The organism is Actinoplanes auranticolor (genome assembly GCF_018332655.1).
GTDB classification, from domain to species: Bacteria; Actinomycetota; Actinomycetes; order Mycobacteriales; family Micromonosporaceae; genus Actinoplanes; species Actinoplanes auranticolor.
In genome coordinates this window covers 1-17,020 of the sequence record NZ_BOQL01000085.1, presented here as the reverse complement: position 1 = coordinate 17,020, position 17,020 = coordinate 1, and the positions used below count along the sequence as shown (strand labels likewise).

The window sequence follows — 17,020 nt, the reverse complement described above, 5'->3', positions numbered from 1 at the left end:
GCCGAAAGTCTGATCCCTGATCGGGGAAGTCCCGCTCGGAGCCGATGCGCCGGGCTGCCGCATTGGCGAAGCTCATCTCGGATCTCCAGACGAGGCGCGGAAGGACCACCATGACGATCGACGACGAGAATCGGCCGGCCCGGCAGCGGGTCACGCTGACCGACATCAGCTCCCGGGCGTGGGAACATCCCGCCGACCGGGGCGCCCTCACCGCCCTGCGTGAACTGCGCGGCTTCGACGACGTGGTGAAGGCGTTCTTCGGCATGTGGAACGAACGCGGCTTCCGCCTGCAGTACCTGGCCGGCTCGATCCGGGTCGACCACCGCCAGTACCCCCGGGTGTACCAGCGCTTCACCGAGGCGGCGACCACCCTCGACGTGGCCGAGCTGCCGGAGCTGTTCGTCAGCCAGTCACCGATGATCCACGGCCAGGCGATCGGCATGGACAAGCCGTTCATCGTGATCACGACCGCGGCCGTCGAGAAGCTGGACGACGACGAGCTGCGCGCCCTGCTGGGCCACGAGATCGGCCACGTGCGCAGCGGCCACGCCGTCTACAAGACGATCATGATGATCCTGACCAAGTGGGCGACCAACGTCAGCTGGCTCCCGATCGGCGCGATCGCCCTGCGCGCCATCATCGCGGCGATGTACGAGTGGTGGCGCAAGGCGGAACTGTCGGCCGACCGCGCGGGCCTGCTCGCCGGCCAGGACCCGGCCGCGTCGATCCGCCTGCTGATGAAACTGGCCGGCGGCGGCGACCTCTCCCAGATCGACACGGCGGCGTTCCTGGAGCAGGCGGCCGAGTACCAGGGCGGCGGCGACCTGCGGGACAGCATCCACAAGATCAGCATGACGGCGTGGAGCAGCCACCCGGTCCCGGTTGCCCGCGCGGCGGAACTGCGCCGCTGGGTCGACTCGGGCGAGTACAGCCGCATCATCGGCGGCGACTACCCGCGCCGCGACTCCGACGGCAACGCCTCGGTGACCGGCGACGTGAAGGCGGCGGCGAGCCACTACCGCGAGTCGTTCGAGAACTCCCAGGACCCGCTGGTGACGCTGGCCCGCCGGGTGACCGGCGGAGCGGCGGACCTCGGCGACTGGGCCGGCACCCAGGCGGGCAAGGCCCGGGCGTGGGCGAGCACGGCGGCGGACGCGGCCGGCCGGGCGGCGCGCCGCGAGAGCCGTCCCGCCGACCCGCCGGCCGGCGACACCCCGCCGGTCTGACCCGCCGGTCCTCGTGGACCGGGACCGCCCGCGCCTCCGGTACCCCACCCCCGGCGCGGGCGGTCCCTCGCGCAAGCGGACGTCCGCCTGTGCGGGGCCGTCATAAAATCGAGCCGTGCAGACGCGTGCCGGAACCCCACGACCCATCACCCGCTACGGGAACCCCGTCCTGCATCGGCGATGCGCCGACGTGACCGTGTTCGACGAGGAGCTGCAGCAGCTCGTCGCCGACATGTTCGCCTCGATGGCCGCGGCCGAAGGGGTGGGCCTGGCGGCGAACCAGATCGGTGTCGACGCCCGCATCTTCGTCGTCGACTGCCCCGACGCGACCGGCACGAACGTGGTGGCCCACGTGGTCAACCCGGTCCTGCACGTGCCCGACGCCCGCGACCTGGAGATCGACAGCGAAGGCTGCCTGTCGGTGCCGGGCGTCCGCGCGGACGTCGGCCGGCCCGCCACCGCCTACGTGACGGGCGTCGACATGACCGGCCGGCCGGTGCGCATCGACGGGACCGGGTTGCTGGCCCGCTGCCTGCAGCACGAGACCGATCACCTCGACGGCCTGCTCTACGTCGACCGGCTGCCGGGAAAGAAGCGTAAGCGGCTGCTCGCGGAGAGTGCGGAGGCGCCGAGCGTGGGGGTCACCGAGTAGCCCGGTAGCCGTTGTCGGCCCACCGTCCTGCTCCGCGGTCGCGGCGCATTCATGCTGGTAGATCGCTGGTGAAGCGGCTGATCCGGCCGCTGATCATGCGCGTCGATCCGCCGGAATCGGCCGAGCCGGGGCGGGTGTGGTCCGGGCGGCGGGCCGGCGTCCGCCGACCGGAGGCCGCGGCCGTCGCGACGGCCCGGCGGGCCGCCGCTTCCGCCGACCCGGTCCTGCTGACCGGAGAGTGGGCCATCGGAGATTCGGCCATTCGGCGATGATCGACGGTACGGATGGACAATAACCGCCGCGGTCGATACTCTTTCCTACGACGCCGTTGCGAGTTCTTCCCCCGTGGAATTCGCAGCGGCGCTCCTATTTCCGGCCCTTCGGGGGTCGTGGCCGGGTGCCGGCGGAGTGATCATGGCCGTGGGCCGGCCGTTGTGTTCAGTGCCGGTGTTGTGCTAAAGCCGGTGTGGACGCTCCGCGTGCCTTCTGCGGGTGAGCGGCTTCCGGACGCTGGTCCGGGTCGTCCCGATCCGCCCCGGCCCGGCTCGTGCACCCGATCCAGTCCAGCCGGGCTCCTGCTACGCGATCCAGTTCGGTCGGCTTGTGCGGCTCGGTTCAGCCCGGCTTGTCCGGGTCCGGCCTCTGTGGCCTAGCCGAGCACGGCCCGGCTCTTCCCGGTTCGGCCCCGGTCCGGCCCGTCCGGGTCTGGCCCGGCCCGCTTCGCGCCCGTCCGGGCCGCCTAACCTTGGGCTGGCCGCCGCTTCCTTTTCTTCGGGCCCGAGTCGGCCGCCCGACCACCTACACGCCACCCCGGGCCGACCGCCCAGTCGCCTTCACGCCTGCCCAGCTGTTTTCGGGCTCGGCCGGGAGAAGCCAGCGATATGACGGGATCGGCCGTCTCGCTCGCCCAGCCGATGTCCGTCCGCCTTCACCATGGCCCGGCCCAGGGTCCTCCGAGACCCCGTTGCGCTCGGCGGGGCGGCGTCCGTCCGCGCGTACCTGATCAGGCGGCCGACGCCGCTCTCAGCCGACGGAGATCGGCAGGCTGGTGTAGCCGCGGATCGCCAGGCTGTCGCGGCGGCCCGGGTTGCCGGTGAGGGCGAGATTCGGGAAGCGGGTGAGCAGCGCCGGGATGGCGATCTGCGCTTCGAGGCGGGCCAGCGGCGCGCCGAAGCAGTAGTGGATGCCGCCGCCGAAGGACAGGGGTGCGTTGTCCGCGCGGGTGAGGTCGAGCCGGTCCGGTTCGGTGAAGCGTTCCGGGTCGCGGTTGCCCGCCCCCAGGTAGGCCACGATCCGTTCGCCGCCCGACACCGGCACGCCTGCGATCTCCACGTCGTCCCACGCCACCCGGCTGAGCAGCTGGACCGGGGCGTCGAAGCGCAGCAGCTCCTCGACCGCCGAAGCCGCCAGTCCGGGCTCCCGGCGCAGCGATTCCAGCTGGTCGGGGTGGTGCAGCAGGGCGACGACGCTGTTCGCCAGCAGGTTGGTGGTGGTCTCGAAGCCGGCCGCGAACAGCAGCGCCGCCATCGTGAGCAGCTCGTCCTCGGTGAGTTTTTCGCCGTCCTCCTCGGCTGCCACCAGCGCACTGATCAGGTCGTCGCCCGGCTTGCGGCGGCGCTCCGCAGCCAGGCCGGCGAGATACGCCCGAATGGTGGCCGCCGCCGGATCCGCGGTGGCCAGCACCTCCGGGGTGATCACCTCGAGCACCTGGGTCCAGTCCCGGACCAGCCCCTGGAACTGCGCGCGGTCCTCTTCGGGGATGCCGAGCAGCTCGCCGATGACGTTGACGGGGAGCGGGAACGCGAACGCCGCGATGAAGTCGACGTCGCCGTTCATGCGTACCAGAAGATCCTCGACCATCTCGGAGATCCGCGGCTGCAGCGCCTGGACCCGGCGGGCGGTGAAGGAGGAACTGACCAGCCGGCGCAGCCGGGTGTGGTCCGGCGGGTTGATCGCCAGGATGCTGGTGAAGAGCTGGTGCAGCGCGGGGTGGTCGGCCCAGTCGGCGCGCACGAACTCCAGCATGTGTGACGGCATGTGCCCGAGCTGCGGGTGCCGGGTGACCGCGACGCAGTCGGCGTGCCGGGTGACGACGAGCGCGCCGTCGTCGGCGCGGACGACGGGGGAGATCTCGCGGAGTCGCTGATAGCGGGGGTACGGATCCTCGCGGCCGGTCAGGCGGGTCAGCTCATCCAACAACATCGATACTTCTGGACTCTCCACAATGTCCGTCACGGTGAAAAGGATACCGGTGGCTTGAGCGGGCGGGGTGCATCGTTTACGCTCGGCCCGAGCGTCATCAATCTGAGTTTACGGTCGTTCAGCGACGCCCCTACATCGGGGGATGTGCAGCCTAGGCTGCTCATGGGCGTCGATGCAGCGACCGGTTTTCGTCGGTATGATCCGCATGTCCCATCTTGGCCCGGCGACGAGGGGAGTGCGGTGCCCAGCGAGTTCTCCATCGCCGAAAAACTGGACCGCCTCTTCACCCAGGTCCGGTCCGCCGGCCAGGGTGAGATCAGTTACATGGCGGTGGCCGAGGCCATCCGGGCGCAGCAGGGCATCCAGATCTCCCACACGTACATCTGGCAGCTGCGCACCGGCCGCCGCACCAATCCGACGGTGCAGCACCTGAAGGGTTTGGCCACTTTCTTCGGCGTCCCGGTCGCGTACTTCCTGGACGATGACGAGGCCAGGAAGATCGACAGTCAGCTGGCCCTGCTCGGCACGCTGCGCGACGCCAAGGTGAAAGAGATCGCACTGCGGGCGGCTGACGTGTCGCCGAGCAGCCGCGACACGATCGGCGAGCTGGTCCGGAAGGTGTGGGAGCTGGAACGCGACCGAGGCAAGCCTGAGGCCTGAGGGGCTGCAGGCCTGCTTGTCGGAGTTGTCGCCGGGGGTTCCGGTTGTCAGAGGACCGCATGTGTGGACCGCCTAGTCCCGGCGCCTCGACTACCGTTCCCTCCACGCACCTGACCGCCCGGTTCCGTGCGCGGCCTACTCCTGGTTTGCGGTTCGAGTTTCAGAGGGCTGCGGTTTCGGTTCGGCGGGCGGCGAAGGCTGCCGGTTCGTCGCGGCGGAAGGCGGCGCTGACGGCGCTGAGCCAGGCCACCTCGTCGGCGAGTTCGCCGCCGATGTCCGCCCAGCGGTCCCCGTTCTCAGTCGGCGCCGCACCGCAGCGATGCCGTCGCAATGCCAGGGCGATGCCGCAGGCCTCGACCAGGGCCGGGTCGTCGCCGACGTACTCCCGTGCCTCGGCGAGCGCACCCGCCGGCAGGTAATCCCGCAGAGTGAGCATGCCGTCCCGGATCTCGATCACCCGGCGGTAGAGCCGCAACTGGACCTCATCCACCCCGGCCAGTTCGACCAGCGCCCGCCGCCGGGGGAAGAGAATGACGTCGGGGAACGTCCGGCGCATCACACCCCACAGTGGACGTAACGCCCAGAGCGAGCGGTAGGCGTAGACGACGGAGCGCAGTTTGCCGCTGGCGGGCACGGACACGCCGACGAGGCAGATGATGATCCCGATGGTGCGCAGGGCGTTGGCCGCCGGCTCGGCCCGCTCGACCGGCATCGCCACACCGAAGGCGTGCGCGAGGATCGCCGCGGTTTTCAGCACCGCGTACAGGACGACGAGGGAGGTGCCGGTCGCCATCGCACGCAGTCCGTTGCGCAGCGGGCCGGCCGGGGCCGAGCGGCCGGTGCGCCAGAACAACGCCGTGGTGATGGCGAGGACTGTGCCCAGGTATCCGTTGAGTACCACCCAGTAGGCCGCTGCTGTCGGTGGTATGGCCGTACTCGCCACCTCGGCGGCCGTGGTCCTGATGCCGCCGGGCGTCACGATGGTCAGGATCATCAGCCCGGCAAGGACCGAGGCGGCGACCAGGAGCTGATAGTGGGCCGCGTGCCGGTGCTTCGTGTCGTAGTCGGTGATCAGGGAGACGAAGCGCAGCAGAAAGAACGCACTGGCCACGGCGAGCACGTGGGGAATGATCTGCGATTGCGGGACCCACTCGTCGATCGTCTCGCTGACTCCGGACGTCGCCACCGTTTTCGCCAGGGACAGCGACAACAGCGTCGCCCATACGGCTCGTTGCTGAGCGTCGCGCCAGAGAGTGGGCAGGCGCGCCACGACCGTGCCCCACAGCAGCGTGAGGACGATGCCGGTGAGGGCGCCGTTCAAGAGGGATTCAGGACGTCGGCGACCCGGCCCAGCGTGTCCCGGGGCCGGGGGCCAGCTGCCGCGCCGAGGGCTGAGCGGGCCCGGATCAGCGAAGCCAGCATCTCGGCCTCGCGCTCCTGGGCGGTGGTGTAGCTGGTGCGGCCGAGGATGGTGTCGATCGTCCGAGGGTCGAGGTCGGGCACCAGCCGGCCGATGCCACCAGCCACGCTGCTGCCACCGTCGCGGCCGGCGTTGATGCCGGTGGTGTGGCCGCTGAGCATGTGACTCAACTCATGCAAAACAATGTGCTCGGCGTGCAGTCGCGACGTCTCGGGGTCGTAGAACACGTAGTCCGCGCTCTGGACGGAGATCCACAACCCGCACGGTGCGCCCGCGCTGAGCCCCGGCATCGGCCGCAGGGAGAGCGTGCGTCCCCGATGAGCGGCCATCACCGCGCAGAAAATGTCCAGATCGAACGGATTCGGAATGGAAATGTTCTCGAGGCGGCGCTCGCAGCGCCGACGCAGCCGGCTCACCTGTTCCCCCCGGTCTAGGTCCGACTGCCCAGGCTACTCGCAGGTATCCGTACTTCGAACCGACAGCCGTTATCGGTGTTGCGCACGCCGACATGTCCACCGTGCGCCTCGACCAGCCCTCGCACGATGGCCAGGCCGAGACCTCCGCCGGCCGCCGCGTTGCCCGGACCACCGTCCTGAGGCTGGGGTGTCCGGGAACGCTCGCCGCGGAAAGCAACGTCGAAGACCCGGGGCAGGTCAGCCTCGGGGATGCCGCCGCAGGTGTCGGACACGGCCAGCCAGACCTCGCCGCGCTCGGCCCCGGCGTCGACCACCACGGTGCCGTCGGGCGGGGTGTAGCGCACCGAGTTGACCAGCAGGTTGGCCACCACCCGGCTCAGCTCCGGTTCGCCCGCCGTCACGATCGGCCAGCCGGACTCACGGGCGAGGATCCGCACTCCCCGCATAGCGGCGAGCGGTGCGGTGGTGGCGATGGCATCCGAGACCACATCGCCGAGAGGCACGCTGGACAGCGCCAGCCGCAATGCGCCGGCGTTGATCCGGGACAGCTCGAACAGGTCGTCCACGAGATAGGCCATCCGGTCCGTCTCGATGCGGATCCGCCGGTGATACTCCGCCACGGTCGCCGGGTCCTGGACGATGTTGTCCTCGAGAGCCTCGGCCATCGCCCGCAGACCGGCGAGCGGGGTGCGCAGGTCGTGCGACACCCAGGCCACCAGGTCGCGCCGGCCGGCTTCCAACTGGCGTTCCCGTTCGCGGGCCTGGGTGGCCCACACCGAGGCGGTGGCGAGCCGGTGCCCGAAGGTGGCGCCCACTCCCAGACTGACCGCGGCCGAGGCGCCCACGGTGATCAGGACGACCTGGAGGTCATGCGCCGAAAGGAACATGGCGTGGGCAACGGCGGCGACGCCGGCGACGACAGACGCGACGGTGATCGTCAACAGCACGCAGACGTGCAGAATGATCGACCGCTTCCGCAGCAGCCGCAGAGCCACCTCACCGACCACCCCGACGACAGCGCCGGCACCGAGAGCGTAGACACCGATCAGGACCAGATCAGACATCGCCGGACACCCTCTCGTAGCGGTAGCCGACGCCCCAAGCGGTGAGGATGCGCCGCGGAGAAGCCGGGTCAGCCTCGATCTTCTCCCGCAGCCGCCGCACGTGGACCGTCACCGTCGAGTGGTCGCCGAACTGCCAGCCCCACACCTTGTCGAGCAGCTCGGCCCGCGACCAGGCGCGAGCGGGATGACGCATGAGGAACTCCAGCAGGTCGAACTCCCGCGTGGTCAACGGCAGGATCTCGCCACCGAGGCGAGCGATCCTGCGCCCGGTGTCGGCGGTCAGGTCGCCGTCGACGACAGTCGCCGAGGCGGCCGGAGGAACAGGTGCCACCGTCCGGCGCAGCACCGAGCGGATGCGCAACACAAGCTCACGGGGCGAGAACGGCTTGGTGACGTAGTCATCGGCGCCGACCTCGAGGCCCAGCACCCGGTCGGACTCCTCGCCCAACGCCGTCAGCATCACGACAGGTAGGTCGGGTGCCCCTCGGCGCAGGCGCCGGCAGACCTCGAGGCCGTCGATGCCGGGCATCATGAGATCGAGGACCACGATGTCGGGCATCTCGGTCTCCACGGCGGCGAGGGCGGCAAGGCCGTCGCCGACGAGCCGGACCTGGCAGCCTTCCTGCTCGAGGTAGCGGCGAACGACGTCGCTGACGGTCGGGTCGTCATCGACGACGAGTACGCGGTGGCTCACGGCTGCGACGCTACCCATGCGGGGCGCCGAGAGACCTTGCAATCCTCTTACGGTGTTGCCGCGGGATGCCGGTCGTGGCTGTGGCCGCAGGGGTTGAGCCGGCTCGGCGTGGGAGCCGGTCACGATGCCCCTTCCGGTCCGCGTCCGATTTGCCGGGAGGCGGGATCGCTCGCGGTCGGCGTCAGTCATCGCTGTCCCTCCCTCGATGAGGGTGGCTGTTCTTCCGTCGACGGGGGTGGCGTCCCTCCCGTCGATGGGCGTGGCTGTTCTTCCGTCGACGGGGGTGGCATCGCTCCCGTCGATGGGCGTGGCTGCTTTTCCGTCGATGGGGCTGGCAGCGGACGCGAGCTTTCGGCCGGCTTCGACCTGAGCGCGGGTGAGTCCGCGGTGGGCTCGGCGCGGCGGCGCACGAGCACCGCGGCGGCAAGCGCGGCGGCCCATGTCGTGGCAAGGACCAGGAGCAGACCCCGACCATAGGCGAGGGGGAGGATCGACGGGTTGTCGGCGGACCGGCCGTAGCCGAGCACGAGCGGGAGACTCACCACCCCCACGGCGACGCTGACGATCCCCGCCGCCCGGATGCTGGGCAGGGCCCAGCGCGGGGCGAACCGCCCGAGGAGCGCGCCTCCGGCCATCGTTACCGGCAGGAGGACAGCGTCGTGCGCCACGAGAACCGCAGCCAGGAAGAGCAGGACGCCGCCGGGCTTGAGATCCGGATCTGTAACCGCACCGAGCAGCGCGTACCCCATCAGGATGGCGCCCACCGCGATCAGCGCGCCCCTCATGACGCCTCCCGAACGGTGATCCGGGCGATCCATTTGGTCTGCAGCACCCCGGGTCGGTTCGGGGCGATGAGCCTCGCCGGATATCCGTGGTCGAGATGCAGTGGGGCACCGTTGAGCCGTAGCGCGATCAGGGTCCAGGGGTCCCGCACGTGCGGAGACGCGACGATCGACGTCCGGTACCGGCCGCCCTGCTCCAGCGACTCCACCTCGGCGGATGCGGTATCCGGATCGCCGCCGGTGAGGGCCATGAGATCCCGGAGCCGTACTCCGGTCCAGGTGCCCGTTGCGCTCCAGCCCTCCACGCACGCGATCGGCAGGACGGCTGTGTGCTGTGCCAGCGCCGCGAGGTCGTCCAGGGAGAGGCTGACTTCGCCGGTCGGACCCGCGACCACCAGTCGATACGCCGGGTCCAGGGCACGGTCCCGTACGCCGGCACCGGCCGCCGTCTTGTTGACCGGAAGGTGCTGAGGGCCGGACGTGGGCCGTCGCGGCGCCAGCACGGAGACCGACGCCAGCGGGGGAACGGTTTGTCCCGCCGTAGCGATGGTGATCACGCCGGCCGCGGCACCGACTGTGCCGAGCAGTCCCCGCCGGCTGAGTCCTCGACCACGTACGTCGGGAACGGGCCGGGCGAAGGCCTCACGGACGACCGGAAGCTTGACGCCGATGTGCACCAGCAGCGCACCGACGGTCAGCCACGCCACCCAGTAGTGGCCGGTCGTGAAGAAGAACGGCAGGGGTCCGTACCAGTGGGCGATGTTGAGCACACCGCCGATCAGCTGGAACAGAGCAGAAGCGACGAGGACCGCGATACTTCCGCGCTCGATGGCGTGCGCGATGCTCCGAGCTGGTGGCCACTCGAAGAGCCGGGGGTAGACGGACCAGAGCTTCGCTCCCAGCAGGGGGATGGACGCCAGCCCGGTGATCACGTGCAGACCCTGAGTGAACCTGTACAGCCCGACGGGGCGTGACGGCCACCAGAACCAGGACGGTGGGTGCTGGATGAAGTGGCTGATCAGCCCGGTCAGGAAGCAGATGGTGAAGGCGACCGCGAGGGCGATCCCGAGCTGACTGGTCAGTCGCGTCGACCTCAGGGGTGAGGGGAACGCACCTTCCTGCAACGGGCCGCGGCGTAGCACCTCCGGAGGCGAAGGGAGTGGCTGCCGGAGCAGATTGGGCAGTCGCATCGAGGTCAGACCGGGGCGAGGGTCGCGAACCATCGTCCTGCCTCCCTCCAGGTCTCAGTCACCCGCAGCGCGGAGACTTCGGCGAGGGCAGCCAGATCTTCCGGCGCCACTTCCGCCCATCGGAACGTCGCGGCAGCCGGGTCGCCGGCGGCGCGGATGCTCGCCGCGCCGGCCCAGCTGCGAGTGCCAGCGGCCGAGAGCTCGGCATGCAGGCGCCCATCGGCGCCGAGCAGCTCCCGGCAGCGGCGTAGCAGCGTCACCGGATCACCCCCGATACCGATGTTTCCGTCGGCCAGCAGCAGATGTCGCCAGCGGCCGTGTCCCGGCAGCTGCCCGAAGACGTCTCGCCGCAGGACTGTCGCTCCCCGCGCCCGAGCGATGCGAACAGCGGTAGCGCTGATGTCGACGCCGAGAGCGGGACAACCCCAGCGGTTCAGTGCGTTGATCAGGCGGCCGGGGCCGCAGCCGATGTCGAGTGTCGGGCCGGAACAGCGCCTGAGCAGGCCGGAATCGCCGGGGATGCGGGCCCGGCACCAGGACGCCGCGTCGATGATCCGCTCGGTGCCGTGCGGGCTGCGCAGGACGAGCTCGGCACTCTCGCCGGCCTCGGCTCGGCGCAACGCCTCCTCGTAGACATCAAGGATCCCGAGGCCGGCAACGGTCGTGGTGGTCATGCCGGCACCCCTGCATCAAGCGTGGTCACGACACGCCGGAACTGACTCTCATCGGGGCACAGAGCAGCGACCGCCCGGGCATCCCCGACTGTGTCGACGTCGCGGAGGACCGGCAGGAGACCCACGCGCAGGCCCAGGTCTTGAAGCGCCCGAAGCGTGCGGGCGCCGGTGTCAGCACGCGAGGTGGGAATCGCGCGCAGCATCGCGGCATGGGCGGGGTCACGCAACCCGAGTGCCCACCACCCGCCGTCCTCGGCCCGGCCCAGCACGGCGTCCACATTCGCGAGCCGTGCGGCGGCATCGGCGAGCAGGCCGCGCGTCACTTGCGGGGTATCCATGCCGATCAGCACCGCGGGACCCGCTCCGGCGTCGGCGAAGGCGTTGGCCAGCCGGGACGGTAGCTGATCACCACGCTGGGCGATCCGGTCCCAGCCGGTTGGTGCGGGGTGGTCGCCGTCCACCACCAGCACTCCCGCGCCCACGGTCTCCAGCGTGTCGTTCAGTGCGGCTGCTGCCACTGCGGCGGCCTGCTCGTGCGTCCATGGCGGGCAGAGTCGCGTCTTCACCCGGCCGGGAACAGGTGTCTTCGCCAGGACGAGAATCCGGGTCATCGGGCCAGCACCGCACTCATGTCCCGGATCGCGCGTGCGGTGCCCCGGACGGTCCCGGTGACCTTGGACCGGGTGCCCGCGGCGCGCGGGTGGTAGGCGATGTCGATCTCGACGACGCGCCAGCCGGCCCGGCCCGCCGCGATCAGCAGCTCGAGGGGGTAGCCGAAACGGCGGTCACGCAAGCCGAGCGCCAGCAGATCGGCTCTGCGCGCGGCACGAACCGGACCGATGTCGTGCACGGCCAACCCGGTGGTGCGGCGCAGGCGATGTGACAGGACGGCGTTGCCGAGCCGGGCGTGCGCCGGCCACGCGTTCCGGGTCGTCGGCCGACGTCGGCCGACGACCAGCTCCGCGGTGCCCGCACGGACAGGGTCGGCCAGCCGGGGCAGGTCGGCGGGATCGAACGAGCCGTCGGCATCCAGCATGCAGACGACCCCGTCGGCCGGGTCCGTTGCCAGGAGCCCGGCGTGCACGGCGGCGCCGTAACCGGGCTCGGGGACGGAGACCACCTCGGCGCCATGGGCGCGTGCGACATCCGCCGAACCATCCGTCGAGCCGTTGTCGGCGACGATCGCCCGGTAGCCCGGAGGTAGCCGGGTGAGCAGCCACGGCAGGGCGGGCGCTTCGTTCAGGCAGGGCAGCACCACATCGGTCATGTCCGCAAACTAGCGAGGGAAGAGCTGCGGAAACCCTTACGAGATCGTGACGTCCAGGGCAGTTCTTACGAACCGCTGACGCCTCGGGCCGAACCACCCCGCAGCCCGTCGCGCGGGCCTAACGTGGCCGCCGTGACCCATGTGCTTGTGACCGGCGGCGCCGGCTTCATCGGAACCCACGTGACCGCTGCGCTGCTCGCGGCGGGCCACTCGGTGACCATCCTGGACAGCGGCCATCCCGCGGCGCACCGGGAGCCACTACCGGCGACCGTTGCGGGGGCCACCGTCCGGATCGCGGATCTCCGCGACCGCGACGCCGTCGTCGATGCGCTTCGAGGCGTGGACGTCGTCGTGCATCAGGCTGCCATGGTCGGCATGGGCGTGGACCTCGCGGACCTCCCGGACTACGTCGGCAGCAACGACCTCGCCACCGCCGTCTTGCTTGCCGAGATGGCGCAGGCGCAGGTGCGTCGCCTCGTGCTGGCCAGCTCCATGGTCGTCTACGGCGAGGGCTCGTACGCCTGCCCGGATCACGGGCCGCAGCGCCCGCCGGTACGCACCACCGTGGATCTCGAGGCCGGCCAGTTCGAGCCGCCGTGCCCCGTGTGCCGGGTTCCGCTGGTCCCGGTCACCATCGGCGAGGACGCGAGACTCGAGCCACGCAGTGTGTACGCGGCGACCAAGCTCGCCCAGGAGCACCTCTCAGCGGCCTGGGCGCGGCAGAGCGGCGGTTCGGTGGTCGCGTTGCGCTACCACAACGTGTACGGGCCGGGAATGCCCCGCGACACCCCCTACAGCGGAGTGGCAGCGATCTTCCGCTCGGCCCTGGAGGCCGGCCGCGCACCGCGGGTCTTCGAGGACGGCAGACAGCGCCGCGACTTCGTGCACGTCACCGACGTGGCCCGGGCCAACGTGGCGGCTCTCGAAGCGACCGGGACCCCGGGCTTCTCGGCGTACAACATCGCGTCCGGGCGACCGGCGACGGTGGGAGACATGGCGCGGGCGTTGGCCGACGTGATGGCCGGTCCCGCCCCGGTGGTGACCGGGGAGTTTCGGCTCGGCGACGTCCGGCACGTCGTCGCGTCTCCCGACCGGGCAGCCAGGGAGCTGGGCTTCTCCGCCGGAATCGACCTGCGGACCGGGATGGCTGACTTCGCCGCCGCGGAGTTGCGGGCGTGATGACCCTGCAGCGCATCCGGGTATCCCGCGCGCGAGGGTGGCTGTCCAGCGCTTCGCGGGCGGACATCGTAGCGGCTCTGGTGGCTCTGGCTCTGATCGGCGTCGCGGCCCTGGTAGGCGGCCTGCTGTATCTGGCGGGTCGTCCGGTGCAGGCGAGCGCCGCGCCCTTCTACGCCCACTGGTTGCCACACCTGGGCCCGGGGACGCCGTTGGCGCTGACGGTCGCCGGCCTCGTCGTGTGGCACGGGCAGGCGCTGGCTGCACGGTTGTCGTGGCGTTCTCTGCTCGCTGCGGCGTACGGCACGGCGGTCGCCTGGACGCTGAGTCTGGCGCTCGTGGACGGCTGGCAGCGAGGGCTCGCGGGTCGCCTCACCACCGAGCCGGAGTATCTGCACGAGGTGTCCGGTGTCACTGACGTATCGGAGATGGTGCGGGGGTTCGCGGCTCGGATCCTCGACTTCCAGCCGGAATCCTGGACCACCCACGTCTCGGGACATCCGCCGGGCGCGCTTCTCGTCTTCGTCGGGCTGGACCGCATCGGGCTCGGCGGCGGGGGATGGGCAGCCGTCGTTTGCGTGCTGGTCGGTGCGGCCGCGGCGGTGGCAGTGCCGGAAACAGTGCGTCTATTGGCCGCCGTCAGGCATTCCGAGGCCACGGAGGCCGCCCGGGCCGCTGTGCCGTTCGCCGTGTTGTTTCCGGGAGCGGTGTGGGTGGGCGCCTCCGCCGACGGTTTGTTCGCCGGGGTGGCCGCGGTGGGAGTGATGCTGCTGGCGCGGGGGCTGACCCGGCGCGCGCCGGTGGCCGCGTTCATCGGTGGCGTTCTGCTGGCGTTCGCGCTCTATCTTTCGTACGGTCTCGCGCTGCTGGCCCCGATCGTGCTGGCTGTCGTCTTCCTGGCCCGCCGTTGGCGGCCGCTTGTTCTCGCGGCGCTCGGCGGTGGGGTGGTCGTCGCTCTCTTCACCGCATCCGGCTTCTGGTGGTGGGACGGCTACCACCTTGTGGTGGAGAGGTACTACCAGGGTGTGGCGAGCGACCGCTCGTACGGCTACTGGGTCTGGGCGAATCTCGCGGCGCTGTCGGCTTCGGCGGGCCTGGCGGTGGCACCCATCCTGCGGCGTGCGGTCCTCGCTCGGCCGGTCACTGCGGAGCGGCTGCTTCCGATCGCTGCTCTGGTGGCCGTCGTCGCCGCTGACTTGTCAGGGCTCAGTAAGGCCGAGGTCGAGCGGATCTGGCTGCCCTTCGCGGTCTGGTTCGCCGCCGGTGCTGCGCTACTGCCGCTGCGGAGTCGCCGTGGCTGGCTCGTCGTGCAGGCCTTGACGGCGCTCCTGGTCAATCACTTGCTTCTCACGAGCTGGTAGGAGGTCCGTGATGATGGCCGCGGTGCGGCGCTGCCGGTCGGCTGGCAGCTCCGAAGAGCCGGCAGCCGGCGGCAGCGCCGCTGCGGTATTACCTGGTGCCGTTGAGAACCGACGCCGGAATCAGGTCGTCGACCGGCGGCAGCTGCTTGGACTGGTCCGCGCGCATCGTCGACATCTCCTCGGGCTTGTCCGGGCTCACCAGCGGCTCGGTGAACGGCTGGACGTCACCCTGACACACCTTGCCCTTGGCGGGCAGCGTGGCTTTGAGCAGGTAGTTGTCGATCGCGGTGGTCGCGCACGCCGAGGTGCCGTAGGCGGTGTGACCCCAGTTCGTGCTGGACAGCAGGCGGCTGTTCGGCAGGAGCTTGGCCGAGGAGACAGCCTCCTGGTAATTCGTGGCCGGGTCCCAGTAGTTGCCGACAACCAGCACCGGCGCCGCCGAGCGACGGTTGAACGGGCCGGTGTAGGCGTCCTCGTCCCGGACGGTCCACGAGTTACGGGCACACTGCACGCTGCCCCAGGCCCAGGCGCGGCCGAAATACGGAGCGCGCTTGTCAGCCTTGGCCGTCGCCGCCGGCCAGGAGGCCGCGTCCTTCGGGTGCAGACCGTCGGTGCACATCACGCCGCTGAAGGCTTCGAAGTCGTTGTTGTACGGGAAGTCGCGAGCCGGCCTGCGGTCGCGGGCTTCCTTGATCCGCTCGATGACCGCCTTCTTAGCGGTCGCCTTGTCGGCGTTGGTCGCGGCAGGCGCGGCCAGCAGCGTCCACAGCTGGGACGCCAGATCGGTGACGGCCTCGCCCGCGTACATGTCGTAGAGCGAGCCGAGGACGCCGCCGACGAAGTCGGCGTAGGTGATCGTGAAGGTGCCGAACTCGTCGGTGATGACGAGCGGCTTCGCCCGCAGCTTCTGCGCGATCGTCTCGAAGTTCTTGACCGGGTCACCGGCCGCGAAGCTGCAGTACTTCTCACCGGCCTTGTCGCAGCGCTTGAGGATCTCGCGCAGCGCCTTGTACGCGCCGTCGGCCGAGTGCATCCGCTCGTCCTGGATCTGGTTCTTCGTCTTGCTGGTGCCGGTCCACGACACCGGGTCGATGACACCGTCGACGACCAGCGCGCGGAAGCGGTCCGGGAACATGTTGGCGTAGTACTGGCCGATGGCGGTGCCGTAGCTGAAGCCCAGGTAGGTCAGCTTCTTGTCGCCCACGGCACGACGCAGCACGTCCATGTCCCGCACGACCTCGGCGGTCGACATGGCGCCGGCGATCTTCTTGCCGGTCGTCGAGCAGCCCTTCGCCACGGCCTTGGCCGACTTGATGTACGCCTGCTCCTCCGCCTTGCCGTACGGGAAAGCGACGTTCAGGCCGGCGTACGCCTGGGTCTGGTCCTTCGTGGACTTGAAGCATTTGACGTTCTCGCTGCTGGCGATGCCTCGCGGGTCGACGCCGACGATGTCGAAGCGGTCGAGCACCGAGTCGCTCAGGAACAGCGGCGCGTTGAGCGCGATGGACGTGCCCGAGCCGCCGGGACCACCGGGGTTCAGGAACAGGCTGCCGATCTTGCGTTTCTGGTCGCGGGCCTTGACTCGCAGGACCGCGATCTCGGTCGTCGGGCCCTTGGGCTTGTCATAGTCCAGCGGCAGGCGCACGGTGGCGCACTCCGCTGTCGTATAACACTTGTACCAACCCAGCTTGGGCGTCTTGACGCTGTCGACTCGCTTGCGTTCCTTGGCGCTCGTGGTCGCGGCCTTCTTGGCCGTAGCCGAGAGGACGGCGGACACCGGGGCGACTGTGGACGGGGTGGCGGCCGCTGCGGGCACCACGGCACCGGCTGCAAGGACAACGCCGGTGATTCCGGCGATCGCCAAACGACTGGCAGAAGAGGGCATACGAACTGCCTTTCGGACGGTGACCGCAGCGAGGGTGCTGCGGTCGGGTGGATCGTAGGAACTCGATGCCACCTTTGTGTGCGCCCGATTGCCGTTGGTCCGGCCGGTAGTCACCAGTTCATATTCGGCCGTTGTCTATTCAGGCTTGCTAATGGCGCGGGGATCGTTCGTGCAGTTCATAGTTCGGCGGAAATCTGCTCGCGCGTGTCGATTTCGGCCGCGGCCCGGCAGGCCGCAGCACGACGGCCGGCCTGGCCGTCAGTGACCTGGCGGGCTGCCGGAGCGCTAGCTTCAGCGGCCGCCGAACCCGCCGCCGCCGAACCCGCCGCCGCCGAACCCGCTGCGGCCGAA

General features: G+C 70.3%; 16 protein-coding genes. 5 read left to right on the top strand and 11 right to left on the bottom strand.

Going from position 1 to position 17,020, the window contains the following annotated elements; genetic code table 11:
* Window positions 1–110: 110 nt before the first annotated feature.
* A complete protein-coding gene (locus Aau02nite_RS43510; protein WP_212994549.1) occupies window positions 111–1,226 on the top strand; it encodes a M48 family metallopeptidase in 1,116 nt (371 codons plus the stop codon).
* A 115-nt stretch (window positions 1,227–1,341) separates the two neighbouring features.
* Window positions 1,342–1,878 carry a peptide deformylase gene (gene def / locus Aau02nite_RS43505; protein WP_212994548.1) on the top strand — a complete coding sequence of 179 codons (537 nt, stop codon included), beginning with the start codon at window positions 1,342–1,344 and terminating at the stop codon, window positions 1,876–1,878.
* A 1,023-nt stretch (window positions 1,879–2,901) separates the two neighbouring features.
* Here the strand turns inward: def and Aau02nite_RS43500 are convergent.
* On the bottom strand, window positions 2,902–4,113 hold the full coding sequence (locus Aau02nite_RS43500; RefSeq protein ID WP_212994547.1) for a cytochrome P450: 1,212 nt from the start codon (window positions 4,111–4,113) through the stop codon (window positions 2,902–2,904).
* Between the two features lie 129 nt (window positions 4,114–4,242).
* On the opposite strand from Aau02nite_RS43500, the gene Aau02nite_RS43495 reads away from it, so the two are divergent.
* Window positions 4,243–4,740 (top strand): helix-turn-helix domain-containing protein, encoded by a 498-nt coding sequence (locus Aau02nite_RS43495; protein WP_246595879.1) that lies wholly within the window; start codon window positions 4,243–4,245, stop codon window positions 4,738–4,740.
* Between the two features lie 160 nt (window positions 4,741–4,900).
* Here the strand turns inward: Aau02nite_RS43495 and Aau02nite_RS43490 are convergent, their stop codons facing one another.
* The 9 genes from Aau02nite_RS43490 to Aau02nite_RS43450 form a co-directional block, all read right to left on the bottom strand.
* On the bottom strand, window positions 4,901–6,061 hold the full coding sequence (locus tag Aau02nite_RS43490) for an MAB_1171c family putative transporter (RefSeq protein WP_212994546.1): 1,161 nt from the start codon (window positions 6,059–6,061) through the stop codon (window positions 4,901–4,903).
* Window positions 6,058–6,576, bottom strand: coding sequence for a hypothetical protein (locus Aau02nite_RS43485; RefSeq protein ID WP_212994545.1), 519 nt, complete (start codon window positions 6,574–6,576; stop codon window positions 6,058–6,060). Before Aau02nite_RS43485 ends, Aau02nite_RS43490 begins: the two co-directional genes overlap by 4 nt.
* Window positions 6,577–6,590: 14 nt before the next feature.
* A complete protein-coding gene (locus tag Aau02nite_RS43480; RefSeq protein ID WP_212994544.1) occupies window positions 6,591–7,640 on the bottom strand; it encodes a sensor histidine kinase in 1,050 nt (349 codons plus the stop codon).
* Window positions 7,633–8,352, bottom strand: a complete 720-nt coding sequence (locus Aau02nite_RS43475; protein ID WP_212994543.1) for a response regulator transcription factor — start codon at window positions 8,350–8,352, stop codon at window positions 7,633–7,635. Before Aau02nite_RS43475 ends, Aau02nite_RS43480 begins: the two co-directional genes overlap by 8 nt.
* Before the next feature lie 167 nt (window positions 8,353–8,519).
* Window positions 8,520–9,119, bottom strand: coding sequence for a hypothetical protein (locus tag Aau02nite_RS43470; protein ID WP_212994542.1), 600 nt, complete (start codon window positions 9,117–9,119; stop codon window positions 8,520–8,522).
* Window positions 9,116–10,339: a molybdopterin-dependent oxidoreductase gene (locus tag Aau02nite_RS43465; RefSeq protein WP_246595878.1), complete on the bottom strand. Its 1,224-nt coding sequence runs from the start codon at window positions 10,337–10,339 to the stop codon at window positions 9,116–9,118. The genes Aau02nite_RS43470 and Aau02nite_RS43465 overlap by 4 nt, the downstream gene beginning before the upstream one ends.
* Entirely contained in the window at window positions 10,312–10,980 is a 669-nt protein-coding gene (locus Aau02nite_RS43460) for a methyltransferase domain-containing protein (RefSeq protein WP_212994541.1), read from the bottom strand. The genes Aau02nite_RS43465 and Aau02nite_RS43460 overlap by 28 nt, the downstream gene beginning before the upstream one ends.
* A complete protein-coding gene (locus Aau02nite_RS43455; RefSeq protein WP_212994540.1) occupies window positions 10,977–11,591 on the bottom strand; it encodes a TIGR04282 family arsenosugar biosynthesis glycosyltransferase in 615 nt (204 codons plus the stop codon). The genes Aau02nite_RS43460 and Aau02nite_RS43455 overlap by 4 nt, the downstream gene beginning before the upstream one ends.
* The gene (locus tag Aau02nite_RS43450) at window positions 11,588–12,247 is read right to left on the bottom strand and encodes a glycosyltransferase family 2 protein (protein ID WP_212994539.1); all 660 of its coding nucleotides are present in this window, start codon (window positions 12,245–12,247) and stop codon (window positions 11,588–11,590) included. The genes Aau02nite_RS43455 and Aau02nite_RS43450 overlap by 4 nt, the downstream gene beginning before the upstream one ends.
* 132 nt (window positions 12,248–12,379) lie before the next feature.
* Here Aau02nite_RS43450 and Aau02nite_RS43445 point away from each other — a divergent pair, with 132 nt between their 5' ends.
* Together Aau02nite_RS43445 and Aau02nite_RS43440 are read left to right on the top strand one after the other, a co-directional pair.
* The gene (locus Aau02nite_RS43445) at window positions 12,380–13,426 is read left to right on the top strand and encodes an NAD-dependent epimerase/dehydratase family protein (protein ID WP_246595877.1); all 1,047 of its coding nucleotides are present in this window, start codon (window positions 12,380–12,382) and stop codon (window positions 13,424–13,426) included.
* Window positions 13,426–14,784, top strand: coding sequence for a hypothetical protein (locus Aau02nite_RS43440; protein WP_246595883.1), 1,359 nt, complete (start codon window positions 13,426–13,428; stop codon window positions 14,782–14,784). Before Aau02nite_RS43445 ends, Aau02nite_RS43440 begins: the two co-directional genes overlap by 1 nt.
* Window positions 14,785–14,872: 88 nt before the next feature.
* Here Aau02nite_RS43440 and Aau02nite_RS43435 read toward each other — a convergent pair whose 3' ends face one another.
* Window positions 14,873–16,561 (bottom strand): alpha/beta hydrolase, encoded by a 1,689-nt coding sequence (locus tag Aau02nite_RS43435; protein ID WP_307857984.1) that lies wholly within the window; start codon window positions 16,559–16,561, stop codon window positions 14,873–14,875.
* Between the last annotated feature and the right edge of the window lie 459 nt (window positions 16,562–17,020).